The sequence below is a fragment of the Ruminococcus sp. RTP21198st1_G1_RTP21198_201120 genome (assembly GCF_040924265.1).
GTDB lineage: Bacteria > Bacillota > Clostridia > Oscillospirales > Ruminococcaceae > Hominimerdicola > Hominimerdicola aceti.
The window spans coordinates 1-17,537 of the sequence record NZ_JBCOMH010000013.1 but is presented as its reverse complement, the minus strand read 5'-3'; the positions used below and the strand labels follow the sequence as shown (position 1 = coordinate 17,537).

Annotated in this window: 11 protein-coding genes; 2 read left to right on the top strand and 9 right to left on the bottom strand. The window is 43.6% G+C overall.

The window, feature by feature from the left end; genetic code table 11:
- Nucleotides 1-220 precede the first annotated feature (220 nt).
- Together groL and groES are read right to left on the bottom strand one after the other, a co-directional pair.
- Nucleotides 221-1,864 (bottom strand): chaperonin GroEL, encoded by a 1,644-nt coding sequence (gene groL, locus AB5627_RS09460; protein WP_117877148.1) that lies wholly within the window; start codon nucleotides 1,862-1,864, stop codon nucleotides 221-223.
- A gap of 43 nt (nucleotides 1,865-1,907) precedes the next feature.
- On the bottom strand, nucleotides 1,908-2,180 hold the full coding sequence (gene groES, locus AB5627_RS09455; protein WP_022288719.1) for a co-chaperone GroES: 273 nt from the start codon (nucleotides 2,178-2,180) through the stop codon (nucleotides 1,908-1,910).
- A gap of 927 nt (nucleotides 2,181-3,107) precedes the next feature.
- Here groES and xylA point away from each other — a divergent pair.
- Entirely contained in the window at nucleotides 3,108-4,433 is a 1,326-nt protein-coding gene (gene xylA, locus AB5627_RS09450) for a xylose isomerase (RefSeq protein ID WP_278643777.1), read from the top strand.
- A gap of 105 nt (nucleotides 4,434-4,538) precedes the next feature.
- Here xylA and AB5627_RS09445 read toward each other — a convergent pair whose 3' ends face one another.
- A complete protein-coding gene (locus AB5627_RS09445; RefSeq protein ID WP_117957298.1) occupies nucleotides 4,539-5,804 on the bottom strand; it encodes a cation:proton antiporter in 1,266 nt (421 codons plus the stop codon).
- A 220-nt stretch (nucleotides 5,805-6,024) separates the two neighbouring features.
- Nucleotides 6,025-7,233 carry a carbohydrate-active enzyme gene (locus AB5627_RS09440; protein ID WP_022287210.1) on the bottom strand — a complete coding sequence of 403 codons (1,209 nt, stop codon included), beginning with the start codon at nucleotides 7,231-7,233 and terminating at the stop codon, nucleotides 6,025-6,027.
- A gap of 314 nt (nucleotides 7,234-7,547) precedes the next feature.
- Here AB5627_RS09440 and AB5627_RS09435 point away from each other — a divergent pair, with 314 nt between their 5' ends.
- Nucleotides 7,548-10,262 (top strand): cellulase family glycosylhydrolase, encoded by a 2,715-nt coding sequence (locus AB5627_RS09435; RefSeq protein WP_022287209.1) that lies wholly within the window; start codon nucleotides 7,548-7,550, stop codon nucleotides 10,260-10,262.
- Between the two features lie 127 nt (nucleotides 10,263-10,389).
- Here the strand turns inward: AB5627_RS09435 and AB5627_RS09430 are convergent, their stop codons facing one another.
- The 5 genes from AB5627_RS09430 to AB5627_RS09410 all read right to left on the bottom strand — a co-directional run bounded on the left by AB5627_RS09430 (nucleotide 10,390) and on the right by AB5627_RS09410 (nucleotide 17,338).
- The gene (locus AB5627_RS09430; RefSeq protein ID WP_368369816.1) at nucleotides 10,390-12,153 is read right to left on the bottom strand and encodes an ArnT family glycosyltransferase; all 1,764 of its coding nucleotides are present in this window, start codon (nucleotides 12,151-12,153) and stop codon (nucleotides 10,390-10,392) included.
- A 1-nt stretch (nucleotide 12,154) separates the two neighbouring features.
- Nucleotides 12,155-13,717, bottom strand: a complete 1,563-nt coding sequence (locus AB5627_RS09425) for an NAD(P)/FAD-dependent oxidoreductase (RefSeq protein WP_368369815.1) — start codon at nucleotides 13,715-13,717, stop codon at nucleotides 12,155-12,157.
- Nucleotides 13,718-13,734: 17 nt separating this feature from the next.
- On the bottom strand, nucleotides 13,735-14,196 hold the full coding sequence (locus AB5627_RS09420; RefSeq protein ID WP_278634588.1) for a GtrA family protein: 462 nt from the start codon (nucleotides 14,194-14,196) through the stop codon (nucleotides 13,735-13,737).
- A gap of 420 nt (nucleotides 14,197-14,616) precedes the next feature.
- Nucleotides 14,617-16,491 carry a diguanylate cyclase gene (locus tag AB5627_RS09415; RefSeq protein ID WP_368369814.1) on the bottom strand — a complete coding sequence of 625 codons (1,875 nt, stop codon included), beginning with the start codon at nucleotides 16,489-16,491 and terminating at the stop codon, nucleotides 14,617-14,619.
- A gap of 148 nt (nucleotides 16,492-16,639) precedes the next feature.
- Entirely contained in the window at nucleotides 16,640-17,338 is a 699-nt protein-coding gene (locus AB5627_RS09410) for a hypothetical protein (protein WP_368369813.1), read from the bottom strand.
- Between the last annotated feature and the right edge of the window lie 199 nt (nucleotides 17,339-17,537).

Here is a 17,537-nt window from a genome sequence, read left to right as displayed (position 1 = left end):
AATATCATAATTTGCTTCAATTTTAAGCGGACGTCTGCAACAATATGTATATATTTAATTTAATTAATCAATACTTTTGGATTTTACTTACAAAAGCATTGAGGATATTATTTGATTTTTGTAAACCATGTCATAAAATATTACCCATTCCATACAAACAGCCTCCGCAGGATAACTACGGAGGCTGTAAATTATATCAGATATTAGTCATGGGAGCTTATTAGTACATACCGCCCATTCCGCCTGCACCTGCTGCTGCGGCTGCCATAGCAGCGTCAGCCTGTGGGTCCTTCTTGTCTGCAACAAGGCTCTCTGTAGTGAGCACCATTGAAGCAACAGAAGCTGCGTTCTGGAGAGCTGAACGTGTAACCTTAGTAGGGTCAACGATACCTGCAGGTATCATGTCAACATACTCAGAAGTATAAGCGTTGAAGCCGTAGCCGACCTTTCTTGAACGGATTATCTTGTCTATGATAACGCTGCCCTCAAGACCTGCGTTCACTGCGATCTGTCTAACTGGTTCTTCAAGAGCCTTGTAAACGATCTGAGCGCCTGTCTTTTCGTCACCGCTGAGCTTGTCAACGAGCTTCTTAACTGCTGGCATAGCGTTGATAAGAGCTGTTCCGCCGCCTGCTACGATACCCTCTTCAACAGCTGCCTTTGTAGCTGCCAGAGCGTCCTCGATCCTCAGCTTCTTCTCTTTCATTTCTACCTCAGTTGCAGCACCGACCTTGATAACAGCTACGCCGCCTGAAAGCTTAGCAAGTCTTTCCTGAAGCTTTTCTCTGTCGAAATCAGAAGTTGTGTTCTCGATCTGTGACTTGATCTGACCAACTCTTGCCTTGATATCGTCGCTGTTGCCTGCGCCGTCAACAATGATAGTGTTCTCTTTCTGAACGACTACCTGTCTTGCTCTGCCCAGCTGCTCCATAGTTGTTTCGCTGAGTTCAAGACCAAGTTCAGATGAAATTACCTGACCGCCTGTGAGGATAGCGATATCCTGGAGCATTTCCTTTCTTCTGTCGCCAAAGCCAGGAGCCTTTACAGCTACACAAGTGAAAGTACCTCTCAGCTTGTTTACGATAAGAGTTGAAAGAGCCTCGCCCTCAACGTCCTCGGCAATGATAAGGAGCTTCTTGCCAGCCTTTACGATCTGCTCGAGAAGTGGAAGAATTTCCTGAATGTTAGAGATCTTCTTGTCTGTGATAAGAATGTAAGCGTCATCAAGGACAGCTTCCATTTTATCTGTATCTGTTACCATATAAGGTGCGATATATCCTCTGTCGAACTGCATACCCTCAACGACTTCGCTGTAAGTTTCAGCAGTCTTTGACTCCTCAAGAGTAATAACGCCGTCAGCAGTTACCTTTTCCATAGCCTCAGCGATAAGCTTACCAATGTTCTCATCAGCGGCAGAAACAGCACCTACTCTAGCTATCTCATCAGAGCCTTCTATCTTCTTTGAGTTAGCGACGATAGTTTCAACAGCAGTATCTACAGCCTGATCCATACCTTTCTTAAGTACCATTGGATTAGCACCTGCTGCGATATTCTTCATACCCTCTCTAACAAGAGCCTGAGCAAGCAATGTAGCTGTTGTTGTACCGTCACCGGCAGCGTCGTTAGTCTTAGTAGCGACTTCCTTTACAAGCTGTGCGCCCATGTTCTCGAATGGGTCGTCAAGCTCGATCTCCTTAGCTATAGTAACACCGTCGTTTGTGATAAGAGGAGCACCGTACTTCTTATCAAGAACTACATTTCTGCCCTTAGGTCCCAGTGTTATCTTAACAGTGTTTGCGAGCTTGTCGATACCGCTCTGCAAAGCTTTTCTTGCGTCTTCGCCAAAAATTATATCCTTAGCCATTGTAAATTACCTCCGTTTATATACTATTTAAAATGCAGTGAAATTAGTCAACAACTGCGAGAATGTCGTCCATTTTAACGATAATGAACTCTTCACCGTCCAGCTTAACATTAGTACCGCTGTACTTAGAGATAAGCACCTTGTCACCCTTATTAACGCCCATAGTAACGTCCTTTTTACCAGGGCCTACAGCTATTACCTCTGCGACCTCAGGCTTTTCCTTAGCTGAGCCTGTGAGAATGATACCGCTCTTTGTGGTTTCCTCAGCCTCTGTCATCTTAACTACAACTCTGTCCTGCAATGGTTTGATCGCCATGATAAGTTCCTCCTTTTATGATACCTTTTAATATGCTAAATTAGGATCCTTCGTGGTCGTACCTATGTTTTCAGCACTCTCACGATCGGATTGTTAGCACTCAGTCTTTCTGAGTGCTAATTATATTTTAGCACCTTTTTCGCAAAATTCAAGTCATTTAAGGTCATTTATGTGATTTTTGTAGGGTTGCACAATATCTATTAAGTCGCAAAATGATTTTGAGAGCATATTGTACAATTCATTGTGGAGTATTGCAGATCTTAAATCAGATTTTCGGGTAGGAATAAATGTATTCAATGGAGGTATGCGTATCAACAGTATCCATAATTGTAGGGGACGATGGGCAAGTTTTTCGGTTGCCAAACCGTGTTGTAATTGTGGGCTTGTTCCTTCGACGGGCGAACGGTGTTCGCCCCTACAGATTTGTTGCCGTGGGGTTCGTGTTTCAGCCGTTTATATTCTATTTTCAAGCTTCAAACAAGGTGCAGGAAGTGCTTTTCTGTGCGATCAGAACCTCTCATCGTGTTCACCTAACTCACGTTGACAAAATGTTTCCTCATACACTGCTACCTTGCAGGATATTCGATTTGGGATAATACCCTTATACTTATCCCGAAAAAGGGGTGCTTTGTTGCATAAAAAATGCAACAATTGCAGAAATGTTGCCAAATTAAAAGATAAATCATTTGTTTGCACAAGTTTAGTTGTCAGAATTTGTGCAGTTATTACACAAAATTATTACAGAAATATTGATGAAAGTACGAGAAAAAATAGTGTGTCTATGCAGTTATCCCACAATTTTAATATATATCAATATATGCAATTTTGATAAAAAACAGTTGACAAACGGGTGCGATTTGGTGTATTATTGTATTGTAATCGTTTAATCGTTAAGATCAAACAATAATATATTCGGAGGTCAAAATTATGGCAGAGTATTTTAAGGATATTCCAAAGATCAAGTATGAGGGTGTAAACTCAACTAATCCCCTCTCTTTTAAGTACTATAACCCAGATGAGGTTGTAATGGGCAAGACTATGAGAGAACAGCTCAAGTTCGCTCTTTCATGGTGGCACACAATGGGCGGCGACGGCACTGATATGTTCGGCTGCGGCACTACTGACAAGACTTGGGGCGAGGCTGCTCCTGAGGCAAGAGCTAAGAAGAAGGTCGATGTTGCTTTCGAGATAATGGACAAGCTTTCTATCGACTATTTCTGCTTCCATGACCGTGACCTTTCTCCTGAGTACGGTGATCTCGGCACAACTAACGCAAAGCTTGCTGAGGTAGTTGACTACATAGCTGAAAAAATGACTGCTGACCCTACTAAGAAGCTTCTTTGGGGTACTGCTAAGTGCTTCGATCACCCAAGATATATGCATGGTGCAGGCACATCACCTTCTGCTGATGTTTTCGCTTATGCGGCTGCTCAGATCAAGAACGCTGTTGACGCTACTATCAAGCTTGGCGGTAAGGGCTACGTTTTCTGGGGCGGAAGAGAAGGATATGAGACTCTTCTGAACACAAACATGGGTCTGGAGCTTGACAACATGGCAAGACTTATGAAGATGACAGTTGATTACGCTCGTTCAAAGGGCTACACTGGTGATTTCTACATCGAGCCAAAGCCAAAGGAGCCTACAAAGCATCAGTATGATTTCGATACAGCTACAGTTCTTGGATTCCTGAGAAAATATGGTCTTGACAAGGACTTCAAAATGAACATCGAGGCTAACCACGCTACACTTGCCCAGCACACTTTCCAGCATGAGCTGAGAGTTGCAAGAGATAACGGTGTATTCGGTTCTATCGACGCTAACCAGGGCGACCCACTGCTCGGTTGGGATACAGACCAGTTCCCTACAAACGCTTATGACGCTACACTTTGTATGTACGAAGTTCTCAAGGCAGGCGGCTTCACAAACGGCGGTCTGAACTTTGACGCTAAGGCAAGAAGAGGCTCATACACAATGGAAGACATTTTCCTGAGCTACATTGCAGGTATGGACACATTTGCACTTGGTCTTAAGGCTGCTGCAAAGATCATTGAGGACGGCAGACTTGACAAGTTCGTTGATGACAGATATGCAAGCTGGACAACAGGCATTGGTGCAGACATCATTGCAGGTAAGGCTGACATGGAGAGCCTTGAGAAGTATGCAGTTGAGAAGGGCGAAGTTACTGACTCACTTTCTAGCGGCAGACAGGAATATCTGGAGAGCGTACTCAATCAGATCATGTTCAATCTTTAAGCAGGGGCGTGCCCCTGCACCCATATCCGCTATCATTCGTGGTAGCGGATTTTTTTGTACAAAAAAAGAGCGGAGTTTTTTGCTCCGCTCTTTGCTTTTTTTTCATTACTTTTCTTTTCTTGAGAGTTCCTGCAGCTCCTGTTCATACTGTGAGAAGCCCTCAACAGACTTCATAAGCTCGTCCTCAACGTGTTCTTCATGATTATCCTTAAACACAAACTTCAGGAATACCGGTGTGATTATCGTTGTTGCAACCACCATGATGATGATAGGTGCGAAAACTTCGTCGCCCATAAGTCCAAGCTTCTGTCCTTTAGCCGCTACTATAAGTGCGACCTCGCCTCGTGAGATCATACCCATTGCTATCTGCAAGCTTTCCTGATTTGTATACTTACAAACCTTTGCGCCTAGTCCGCAGCCTATTATCTTTGTGATTATTGCCACAGCAAGGAGCAAAACTGTAAACAGCACCATTTTGCCGCTCATGTTGATACCGTTCATTGTAAGACCGATGCTTGCAAAGAACACTGGTGAAAGGAACATATACGAAAGTGTTTCAAATCTGTTTGAGATATACTTTACGTCCTTTTCGCTTGAAATTGCAAGACCTGCAACAAATGCGCCTGTGATATCTGCTACGCCGAAAAGCTCTGCTACATACGCCATGAGCAGGCAGAAAACGAAGGAAATGATAACGTGACGTCTAAGGTCTTTTTTATCTCTTTTTCTCCACTTTGTGAACACAACATGGTAAACGACTGTACAGCCGATAGCCACTGCAAAGAACGCTACTATCTTAATAAGAACTGTTGCAACGTGAACGCTTGTATCTGCAAGGCTTGTGATAAGGGTCAATGCGATGATACCAAGGATATCGTCTATGATAGCCGCACCGAGAATGGCATTACCTGCTCTTGTAGAGAGCTTGCCAAGCTCTTTCAGAGTTTCTACTGTGATAGAAACTGATGTTGCAGTAAGCACAACGCCTATGAAGAGATGCTGCAGGAATGGTGAGCAGGCGAGCTTATCGCCCTTGCCTACGCCCATTGCAGCGGCAAGTCCAAGTCCGCCGAACAGTGGTACGATAACGCCAAGAAGAGCGATTATGAATGACGCTTTACCAGTCCTTTTAAGCTCCTTAACGTCTGTTGTAAGTCCTGCGGTGAACATCAGCACGATAACGCCAATTTCTGACAGTTCTGAGATGAACTCAGTTTCTTTTACAACATTAAGAACGGCAGGTCCGAGTATTACACCCGCCAACAACGCACCGACTACCTGCGGCAGTTTCATTTTCTTTGTTACAAGTCCGAGAATTTTGGTCGAAAGCAGTATAAGTGCAATAAACAATATGTAGCTGTATTCTTCCATGATTTTACTTCCTTTCCACGCCGCCATTATATGACGTTAATGCGTAAAAATAACGATCTACAGCATTTTACTCTCTGCAAATCGTCATTGATTTTCCGTATCTTATTATAGCATTATGCCGCACTATAGTCAACAGACAGCACAATTTGTTCACAAAAAAGAGCAACAAAAAAGAGCCGCAAAAGTCGGCTCTTTTTGTGATTATTTTATCAAAGTTTGTTTATACAGCTTTTTTGCCGTTAGGGAATATCTTATCCTCGCAGATACCTGCCATTTTCTCTATAGCAGGCTGTATATCCAGCCACAGACCGCAGCCGTCGTCCTGACCGCTTGTTTTCCATGCAAACACGCCGTTCCAGCCATTATTGTAAGCGTCCTCATAAGCTGAGGTGATGTCGAAATCGCTGTCGCTTGCAACGGCTGGGCATTCGCCTATAACGCAAGGCTTTGTACCGTCAAGGCCAAAGTCTGTTGGAGATTCGCTGAAAGGATATCCCCACATTCCCTGCATCCAAGTGTACCAATGAGTTGAATAAAAGTCAACATAGGCAAGGCTCTTGTCATACTTATCACCGCTCAAAACGGTCTGAAGCTCGCTGTCGGATATTTTGTTGCCCTGCTGGCTGTCGGAGTTATACTTTATCATACCCATGCCCACAGTTACGAGAACGTCTGAATTTGCATGGATAGCTGCGGCTGCCTTTGCATAATACTGCTCCAGATAGAGCCAATCAAGCTTGCCACACTCTTCATTTTCAACTATCCAGTCAGGCTCGTTACAAAGGTCCACAGACCAGAAATAATCGCTCTTGCCATATCTTTGAACGAGAGGAACTATATAGTTATCTACAAACATATCTGTCTTGTCGCTGTCCTGAATGAGCGTTCTCCAAGCCTGATAATTCTGGTTCTGATCCTTGAAGTTATCAAAGGACTGAACTGTTGCCATTATATAGATCTGATACTGCTCTGCAAGATAGAACAGATTGTCAAGATCCTCCCAATGAGCTGTTGTTGCACCGTCAAATGTACCGTCTGCTGAGATAGCCATACCAACGTCGCCGTTGCAGATTATCCAGATCCTTGCGGCATTTACGCCTGAATTGTGAAGCTTCTGGAAATGATCCTGCCAGAACTCAAAATTAAAGCCTCCGCCAAAGTCGTTCCACTTATCCCATGGAGCGTTCACTCCATTGAACCAAAGCTCCTTGTCGCCCACCATGAATTTTGTTCCGTCGATCTTGACTTTCGCTGAGCCGTCGGTCGTTGTTGCATAATCCTTTTCAGGCATTGCAGTTTCCGAAACAACGGCAGAGCTGTTGTTTGATTTGCTTTCAGCCTTTGAGCTTGAGGAATTATCTCCGCAGCCCACGGTCGAAACAAGCATCAGCACTGCAAGTGATGATGCAAGCCACTGTTTAACTTTCATAAAATATACCTTCCCTTTCTTTGGACTAAAGTTTTGAACACATTTGATTATAGCACAATACTGCTCCATTTTCAATAGCAAGATCTGATTTTTTTGCAGATAATATCCTCTAAAATTTTAACATTGTATAATTATATCAGCTCTAATAATCGACACTTTTTCATATAGTGATTAAAAATATGAACATATGAGATTTATACACAAAAAGAATGTACGTTATTTGTTTAATAAGCGTATTCTAATTTGAACAGAGATGTGGTATAATAAAAGGTACTGATGAGGTTAATATTTTATATATGAAAGGACGGGAAAGAATGAAATCAGTATCAAAAAGATACCTGAGCTTTATTTTATCTCTTTTAATGGCAATGACCATATTTATTGGTCTTGACCTTGGGGATATAAATGCGCAGGCATTGTCGGGAGATACTCTCAAAAACGCTGACACGGAAGCCATACTTGAGGATATGGGTCTGGGCTGGAATTTGGGCAACTCTCTTGACGCAACAGGCGGTTCGGGTCTTGACACGGAAACATCGTGGAGCAATCCTAAAACAACTCAGGCTCTTATAGACAAGGTAAAGTCTTTAGGCTTCAACACAGTGAGAGTGCCTGTTTCTTGGGGCAAGCACGTATCGGGTGACAACTACACTATCGACTCAGCATGGCTTGCAAGAGTAAAGGAAGTAGTTGACTACTGCTACAAAAACGATATGTATGTAATTCTCAACATTCATCATGACACAAAGTCTTCTGCAAGCGCTTCGGGAGCAGGATATTATCCAAGGTCTTCTGCATATTCAAGCTCTGAGAAATTTGTTACGAGCGTATGGTCACAGGCGGCAGAATATTTCAAGGATTATGACTATCATCTTATATTTGAGACCCTTAACGAGCCTCGGCTTATTGGCACAAGATATGAGTGGTGGTTCGACAAGTGGAACATTCCGTCAGAGGTAAAGGACGCTATAGACTGCATTAACAGGCTCAATCAGAAGGCTGTTGACACCATAAGAAACACAGGCTCAAACAACAGGGGCAGACTTATCATGTGTCCTGGTTATGACGCTTCCATAGACGGGGCAACTGTTTCAGGCTTCAAGCTTCCTACAGATATCTCAGGCAACAAAAACCGCATCGCTGTATCAGTTCACGCTTACAGCCCTTACAACTTTGCAATGAATGTTGGTTCAGGCTCTACCTCTACATATACATCTTCTATAAAGAACGAGCTTCGGGACCTTTTCAGCACGCTGAAAAGCAATTTCCGTGACAAGGGTATACCTGTTGTTATCGGCGAGTTTGGCTCAACGGACAAGAACAACACTGCTGAGCGTGTAAAGTGGGCAACAGACTACACTGCGCTTGCAAAGAAGAACAACATTCCATGCGTACTGTGGGACAACAATGCTTTTGCAGTATACAACGGAAGCAGTATTGTTCTCAACAGTGAATATCACGGCTACATAAACAGAAAAAACAACACTGTTACAAGCCCTGCAAAGGACGTTATCGAGGCTCTTATGAAGCCTTACGGCAAAAAAGCAGATCTTAACTGCTCTTCAAGCGTTACTATAGTTGCGGGACAGAGCAAGAACATTGGCGCAAGCTCATCAACAAGCGGCGCTGTTCTCACATACAAAAGCACGACTCCGTCAATATGCACTGTTGACAAAAACGGAAACGTGACCGCTCTCAAGACAGGCACAGGATATGTTACTGTTACGGCTTCTGCAAATGGTTATAACAGCGTTTCAAAGGACGTTAAGATAGTTGTTTCAAAGAAGAGCCTTAACAACGGACTTATTACGCTTTCAGAAACAAGCTATGTTTATGACGGCACATACAAAAAGCCTGCGGCTACAGTTACGTTTGGCGGCAAGGTGCTTCAGGAAGGCAAGGATTACACTATCTCATACAGAAACAATCTGAACGTTGGCGTTACAACTGTTATTGCGACAGGCATGGGCGACTACACAGGTTACACATCAAAGAACTTCACTATCACAAAGCGTGCAATGGCAGGCGGAACAGTTTCAGTGGCTTCAAGCGTTTCATTCACGGGAAGCAATATTACTCCGTCAGTTACAGTAAAGGTAGCAGGCAGGACGCTTACAAGCGGCACTGACTACACAGTTTCATACTCAAACAACAAGAACGTTGGCACGTCAAACGTTTATGTATACGGCAAGGGCAACTATTCAGGCTCTCTGAGTGCTAAGTTCGACATTGTTCCTGCAAAACAGCAGATACAGAAGCTTGAAACAAAATACAAGGGCTTCTTTGTTGATTGGGCGCAGAAAGGCTCTGCAACGGGATATGACGTTGAGTATTCTGTAAACGCAAACATGAGCGGTGCAGTTTCAAAGCATTTGACAGCAAACAAGCCTGACACGCTGACAGTAAACGGTCTGTCGGGGGACAAGACATATTATGTTCGTGTTCGTTCTTACACAAACGTAAACGGCAAGGTATACTACGGCGCATGGTCTGATGTAAAGAGCATAAAGACAGCTAACAACGACATCACAAAGGCTACTGTTTCGGGCATTTCCACAAAGGCGTTCACAGGAAAGGCTATTACACAGAACGTAACTGTAAAGGTCGGAAACACTGTTCTAAAAAACGGCACTGACTACACAGTTTCATACTCAAACAACAAAAAAGTTGGCAAGGCTACTGTAAAGATAACAGGCAAGGGCAAGTATGGCGGAGTTATCACAAAGACGTTCAAGATAAATCCTGCAAAGCAGGAGATACAGAAGCTTACGGCTAAGTCAAAGGCTTTCTTTGTGGATTGGGCGCAGAAAGGCTCTGCTACCGGATATGAAATTCAGTATGCTACAAACTCAAAGTTCACAAGTGCAAAGAAAGTGACTATAACAAACAACAAGACAGACAAGACCACTGTTTCAAAGCTTTCTGCCAACAAAAAATACTATGTTCGTGTAAGATCTTACACAACTGTAGGCGGCACAAAGTATTACGGGGCTTGGTCGGCTGTTAAGAATGTGACTACTAAGAAATAAGGCTATATTGGCATAATGAAAATACCGACGGCTCGGGTTGAGCGGTCGGTATTTTTTTGCGATATTTTTCAGTTTGTGGGGAAGCTAGGCGGACGAACGTTGTTCGCCACTACATGGGGTCGGGGTTTTATCCGTTGGTGCTTGCCACAAAGAAGTATGTTATGTAGGACAGGACGATAAACGCAGAAGAAAGATAGCTCAGGGTGCTGACTATGGCTTTGCAGGGGGCTTTTTCAGAGCGGTTGCAAAGGTCTGTGAAAAGTCCGATATTTATAAGTCCTATGAGCATACAAGGGATTATGTATCTGAAATTCATTGTGCAGATAAAAGGATATCTGATACAGAAGTTATAATAGTTGCCTAAGATAGTGGCATAGACCACTGTGAGCATGAGTTTTTCGGTAAATCTTGCGTTATCGGTCTTTACAAAAAGCACTATGAGCATTGCGATGAACGCTATGACCGCAAGAACCAAGGCTATCCAGAAAAGTGCATATGGCACGAGCCTTGCGTTTTCGGGGAAGAAAGTTTCGTTTATGCCCTCGCCAAAAATGGAGTTTTTAAGCATTGCTATGGTAGGGTTATACTCTTTATAGCTTTCTCCGCCCCACTGCTCAAAGACTATTTTGATCTGTGAGAAGCTGAAGTCTGTAAGGCGGTGTTTGGCTGTAAGGTCGCCTATATACTGGACGTCGGCATTTGAAAGGCTTGGGACATAGTTTGGTTTTATGCCGAAACGCAGGTAGTTTCTCACGCTCCACCAAAGTCCAAGAGGACAGCATATTACACCAAAAAGGCACATTTGACCTAGGCGGTTTGCCATATTCTTACGATTTTGCACAAGCGCCACAAAGAAAAGTATGGCTACGGCAGGGGCGATAAGCCCTACGGATATTTTTGTCATCATGCCAAGACCGATACAGAGGGCGGCTTTAACGATATTCTTTGCGGTCTGCTCTCTATACCATTTCAGCACGCAATATATTGCTCCCACTGTAAAGCACAGCATAAGAGGGTCGTTATTTATTCCACCTGACATAAGGACAAAGTATGGATACATACAGCACATTCCAAACGGGATAGTCAGGGCTTTGCCTTTAAGGTCAAAGAGCCTTAATATCTTATAGACTGTTATTGTTACGGCACAGACATAGAAGAGGGTCAAGGCTTGTATGGCCTCGCACGCCATATAATACTCTATGCCTACGGAGGTGCAGAATTTCAGCCATACTGCACAGATGATATGATGCAGAGGCGGGTGATAATACTGCCAAAGGGTGGTAGGGTCGAAATTCGGCAGGGCGTTGTTATTATAGATATACTCTATATAGCCTGCGTGACCGCCCTCGCCGCCGAAATACCACACGTCATTCTGTCTTGTATAGATATCGGACATAAAGACATAGGAATAGCGCAGGACAAAGCCTGCTCCTGCCAAGGCAAGGCAGGTGACACGGTCGTGGAACTTTTTATCGTTATTGAGCAACGCGACATACATAACAAGCACGACGCAAAGTCCTGCAAAGCAGATAAAAGCCGCTTTATACTGGGTATGTACGAAATAATTCACTGCCGCAAGGGTCAAAAGGGTCTTGCCTGCAAAGGTCAAAACTGAGCCTGCGGTATGCTTTCCGCTGTCATCGAGCTGTTTCAAAAACCGTCTGAGGTAGAAAAACTCTATTATCATGAAAACGCCATACACAATGACGCCGTTTAAAAACTTATAGCTATAGCTTCCAAAGCCTGTGAGTGCAAGGCATATGAACGCTGAAACTATATAAGGGTGACGGCTGAGGGTGCGGAAGATCGCCTCAAGCCGTCTGTCGCTTATGGCTCTTCTGTTCATGTCTTTCCGCAGGGACAGAAGAAGTCCACCTTTCTTTTTGTTCATATTAGTTTCCAGATTTTTCTTCGTGATATTCTTTTTCTGTATTTACGTTCCAAATATCTTTTCTGCTCTTTTTGCCTGTTTTTATGGCCTCGGCTGTTTCCATGGCGGTGAGCATTGAATGGTCCATATTATTATATCTATGCTGACCGTTTCTACCCACGCAATAGAGGTTAGGGAAAGTATCGAGAAACTTTATCATGGTATCAAAGTGCTTATATGTATCAAAATAAGCAGGATATGCTTTCTTGACCTTTTCTCTATGGGAATCGAGGACTTCGTCTTCGGAGATAACTCCCATTTTAACAAGCTCGGCGGTGGCGAATTTCACGCAGTCCTCCTCGGACATATTCCAGAAATCGTCCCCCTCGGCGCAGAAATACTCAAGGCCTATCCAAACTGTATCCTCAGGCTTTTCCACCATATAAGGCGACCAGTTGTTGAATATCTGTATTCTGCCCAGTTTCACGCCCTTATCCTGAACGTATATCCAGCAGTCAGGGACGATATTGCCGAGAGTTGTTTTATTTGTTTCATTTTTAAGGTTGAGCTTATTGACCAGCAGACCAACGGTAACAAAGTCACGGTATGGCAGACCCTTGGCTATCTTTATGACGGTATCGCAAGGCTTTGTGCCGTCCATGCCGAGGATAAGGTCTTTGACAGGCATTGAGGAGATAAAGATATCCCCTATGAAGGTCTTTTCGCCCTCAGCTGTATCGCAAACAACGGAGGTGACTTTTCTGCCCTCGCACATTATTTTCTTCACCTGACAGCCTGTGAGTATTTTTCCCCCAAGCTCTTTCACTTTCTCAGCGGCTGTTTCCCAAAGCTGACCTGGGCCGTATTTTGGATACCAGAACTGTTCGATAAGGGAAGTTTCCACCTCGCCTTTATTCTTTGTGCCGAACACCTTTTTGAACATATCTTTCAAAAGGGCTGTGATAGAGAGGCCTTTTACTCGCTGTGAGCCCCAATCTGCGGATATCTCGCTTGGATGTCTGCCCCAGAGCTTTTCGGTATAGCCCTCAAAGAACATAGAATAGAGGACCTTTCCGAAACGGTTTATATAGAAGTTCTCAAGGTTTGTTTCAGGCTTTTTGAACACGCACGCCCAAAGGTAGCTGAAACCTGCTTTCATGGTGGTGACAAAGCCCATGTTCTTTATGGTTTCAGGCTTCATTGAGATAGGGTAGTCGAAGAAGTGCTTATTGTAATAAATTCTCGACACTCTGTCACGGACGAGCATTACTCTATCCTCAGTTTCAGGGTCGGGGCCGTTTTCGGCAAGTGGCTTTTCGTGGCCTAGCTTTTTATCGTCATAGGCAGGCTTGCCCTGCAAAGGCATAAGGTCTGCCCACCAATCCATGACCTGCTGATTTTTGGAGAAAAATCTGTGTCCGCCTATATCCATGCGGTTGCCGTTATATCTCACTGTCTGTGATATTCCGCCCATCGCCTGCGAGCCTTCAAGTATGGTCACGTCATAGTCACCGCCGTTTTTAAGAAGCTCTATTGCCGCAGTCAGACCGGCTGGGCCTGCGCCTATAATAATTACCTTTTCCATGTGTTATCCTCTCCTGTTTAGTCTTTATTTTTATCAAATATAATAAATTTTCTGCCTGCAAAGTTCCATATGAAAACTATCACTGTGGAAACAAGTTTGCCCACAAGATAATATTTATCCTGTGGGAGAAGCGTGCCGAATATGAGCTTTGAAGCAAGGATATCCTTGAAAAACCATATTATTGCGGCGTTTATTCCAAGTCCCACAACGCCCACGGCGGCAAATGCCGCAAACTCTGCAAGGCGGTTTTTTATCTTTGACTTTTTGAATATCCAAAACGTACTCAGAACATAATTCACCAAAAGCCCTGCCACGAAAGAGATAGTCGCAGCAATGACAGGGTCGAAGCGGCAAAGCTCCACAAGTGCGGTCATAATGCCGTAATCCACCACAAAGGCAAAGCCGCCCACAAAGACGTATCTGAAAAACTGTATGAATGTATTATCGGTATCACCCGAAAAAAGCTGTTTTATCTTCATTTTCACGTTCCGTTCCTAATATGCTGACACATATAAATGCGTTCACAGGGGCAAAAAGTTGCACACAGGTGGTTACTGCGGCTCAACTTCTCCCTTTCGCACAAATATACGTTCTGCTTTTTGTACACATTGTTAGAAACACATAGTTCACAAAGCATCAATTAATATTATACAACTTTTATGTCGTTTCGTCAAGCAAAATTATGCAAAAAATAAAAAACGGACGGTTTTATCCGTCCTCTAAGCCTGTCGAAAAACACTCAAATAACGGGCGAACGCTGTTCGCCCCTACATACAAACAGCGTATTTTCGCCATTTGTAGGGGACGGCGCCCTCGACGTCCCACTTGTTTCAGACTTTTTCAACAAGCTAAAAGGACGGTTTTATCCGTCCTCTAAGTTTTTTCAGACCCATTACAGATCATATTCTGTTATGAGGTTTAAGTCTTTTATCCTCATACATATATTTATCTGCGATGTGCATAACGTCGTCAAACCAGAAATTTTCTACCGGAGCAATGGCTGCGCCCACGCTTACTGAGAGGACATAGGATTTTCCGCAGTGTCTGTTCAGCTCTGCCATTTTATCCTTTATCTCCTCCTTGACCTGCTCGGAAAGGTCTGTATCAACGATAGCGAAAAGGGCAAGCTCATCTCCGCCAAATCTGCCGCAAACTTTATTTTCTATGCTCACGCTGTCGATAGCGTTTGCGGCGGCTCTTATGGCATAGTCGCCTGCTTCGTGTCCGAAATTATCGTTTATATACTTTAATCCATCAACGTCCACTGAAACCACCAATGCAAGCTGGTCGTTTCTTCGTGGGAGAGTTTCAAGGGCATTATAAAAGCCAGTACGGTTATAAAGCCCTGTTAGCATATCGTGACGGTACATTTCTTCGATATGCTTTGTCATATACTTCTGATAGGTGACGCTTCGGAAGCTGCCCAAGGCGGTATTTAGGGAATTTACATAGAGTGGTATTTTAAAATACTCGTTGAGCATGACAGGAAAATAGAAGCAGGCATAGCCAAGTGGTATGCCGATATAGGCAAGTGCGGAGAATATGAGGGGAACTTTATAGTCCATTATATTCTCTATATCGGGAATGATGTTGGTGCGGTCAAAAGGCTGTGGGATATTTCTATCTTCCACGGCACGGCTCCGCAAAAGTATCATTTTATCGCTAAAAAGCGGTTCTCTATCGCTTATTACACCAGGGGCTTTACGTTCGTCAAAGAAATCGCCGTTCACCACAACAGCCACATCGCCAAAATTATACTCCTTCAGCAGTGTAGCAAGAGTCTTAGGAGTTTCACAATTCATGATATTCACTGCAAGCTCATAGAGGACACGCTCCTCGTCCTGATAGCGGTTCATTCTGTCTCTGAGTATTCTGATATACTCCCCTGTATTTATCTGCTCCACTGATGGTTCACAGCCGCAGGAATTTTCAACGGACAGATCATAGTCTACTGTATATATCTTTTCGGGCTTTTCACCAGCCAAAGCTTTACTTATAACATCAATGATGGTTTTAGCGGTATCATCATAGCTACAGCCGCTTGTTGTAAGCATAGGAGTGCAAAAATTAGCTTCTTCTGAGCCGTCAAAGCCTGTTACGATAATATCCTCCGGGATCTTATAGCCCCTTCTTTGAAACTCAGCCCCTGCGGCTATAGCCATCATATCGTTTGCACAGATGATCGCTCTTGGGACTTTATTTTTTTCTATCATATCGTCCACTGCTTTCAAAGCAGGAACAGACCAATAGTCACCGTAATAAAAGACATCATTTCTGAAGGGAATATCATACTCCTCGAGTAGCTTTCTGAAAACTGCTATACGCTCTTCTGAATTTTCTTCGTCTTTTCTGCCTGCGATAAAGCCTATATCTCTTACACCATGCTGTTCTATCACATGGCGAACCACTTGTTCAAAGCCTTTTGCATAGTCAAATTTGATGCTTATGCAATCGTCATGCTCTACGCCGACTGATATGACAGGCTTACCATATTTGGCGGCGTCCATTCTGATTTTTGTCATTACATTCTCAGCATACACACCCTCTTCAAAGGTCACGACAGCATCTGTTATATTATAATCAATAAGGTCAAACACAGACTGCTCGCCTTTTTCAGACAGAGTCTTCCAATAAAGGTCTGAGCAGGTGTGATATACAAACAACCTGTAATCGTTTTCAACAGCAAGATTATTAAGAGCCCGTATGATTCTATAATTACGCTCATCATAGACTTTACACATACAGACCGCAATTATTTTGATGTTACCGATCATACAGCACAGCTCCTTTCCTATAAATTCAAACACAGTGTTATTATAACATGATTTAATGAATAAATCAAGAGAAAATCGGACGATTTTTAAGAAATTAAGACATAGTTTCGCACACTTGATTAAATGATTAAAGAAAAGGAGCAGGCTGTTAATCCAGTCTGCTCACATCGTTCCATGACCTTACACGCTGATAAGACATTTTATGCTGTTGGAGATACTCGTCGGTATTTTCGGGAGGGCTGGCGATATCCTGTGGTTTATCGCTTGTAAAGATATCCTCATAATCGTTAGTTATGACCTTATCGCCCTTTTGGTTATCCAGTAATTTTTGCAGGTTTTCGGTCATTTTATCACGGGAAAGCCCCTCGAAGTCTATACGCTCTTTTCTGCCGTCGAAGGGAAAGTTGGGGAGTTTACGCATGAAATTAAGGTCAGACACAGTTTTTGCGGTGATGACAGCGACTGCTATAAGGTAGGCGAGCATAACGAAAGTATCGCCTGACACGCTGTAAAAAAGGGCGAATTTCAGACCCATATATAATATCATCACGGCAGGGGAGGCGACTATCAATTTAGTTGTATCCGCCATGAGCAAAGCACCGCAGGCGGCAAACGCCACATAGTTAAAAAAGGCATTTGAGCTTGCATCAAAAAATGCGAACATCGCACTTTCCGACGCAAAAAAATTCGCCCATCCCATCATTCCGTATATTATAGCCGCAGGAATAAGCAACGCAAAGGTAAAAGCTGCAAATCGCCGCTGCCTTTTTATAAGCCTGCGGAAATGCCTGCGAAGAGTTTCGTCAGGCAGTGTTTTATAGTCGGCTCTCAGATCAAACATTTCCATGTTATGTCACCTCCTGAATTTATTATAGCATTGGGGGAGGGGATTGTCAAATGGTTTCTGGGGGTGTTAGCACAAACCATGTAGTGGAGCGGCGCAATTTCTGCTTTGCAGAAATACGACGTCCCATTATTTCTCGCACGTCACCATTTGTGTTTTTTCACAACAACCCCGAATAACCACACAACGCATTTGTAGGGGA

Excerpts from the sequence above, each read along its gene's own strand:
- AB5627_RS09425 (WP_368369815.1), bottom strand. The coding sequence starts at position 13,717 with ATGGAAAAGGTAATTATTATAGGCGCAGGCCCAGCCGGTCTGACTGCG.
- AB5627_RS09440 (WP_022287210.1), bottom strand. The coding sequence starts at position 7,233 with ATGAAAGTTAAACAGTGGCTTGCATCATCACTTGCAGTGCTGATGCTT.
- xylA (WP_278643777.1), top strand. The coding sequence starts at position 3,108 with ATGGCAGAGTATTTTAAGGATATTCCAAAGATCAAGTATGAGGGTGTA.
- AB5627_RS09445 (WP_117957298.1), bottom strand. The coding sequence starts at position 5,804 with ATGGAAGAATACAGCTACATATTGTTTATTGCACTTATACTGCTTTCG.
- AB5627_RS09435 (WP_022287209.1), top strand. The coding sequence starts at position 7,548 with ATGAAATCAGTATCAAAAAGATACCTGAGCTTTATTTTATCTCTTTTA.
- AB5627_RS09410 (WP_368369813.1), bottom strand. The coding sequence starts at position 17,338 with ATGGAAATGTTTGATCTGAGAGCCGACTATAAAACACTGCCTGACGAA.
- groL (WP_117877148.1), bottom strand. The coding sequence starts at position 1,864 with ATGGCTAAGGATATAATTTTTGGCGAAGACGCAAGAAAAGCTTTGCAG.
- AB5627_RS09415 (WP_368369814.1), bottom strand. The coding sequence starts at position 16,491 with ATGATCGGTAACATCAAAATAATTGCGGTCTGTATGTGTAAAGTCTAT.
- AB5627_RS09420 (WP_278634588.1), bottom strand. The coding sequence starts at position 14,196 with ATGAAGATAAAACAGCTTTTTTCGGGTGATACCGATAATACATTCATA.
- AB5627_RS09430 (WP_368369816.1), bottom strand. The coding sequence starts at position 12,153 with ATGAACAAAAAGAAAGGTGGACTTCTTCTGTCCCTGCGGAAAGACATG.
- groES (WP_022288719.1), bottom strand. The coding sequence starts at position 2,180 with ATGGCGATCAAACCATTGCAGGACAGAGTTGTAGTTAAGATGACAGAG.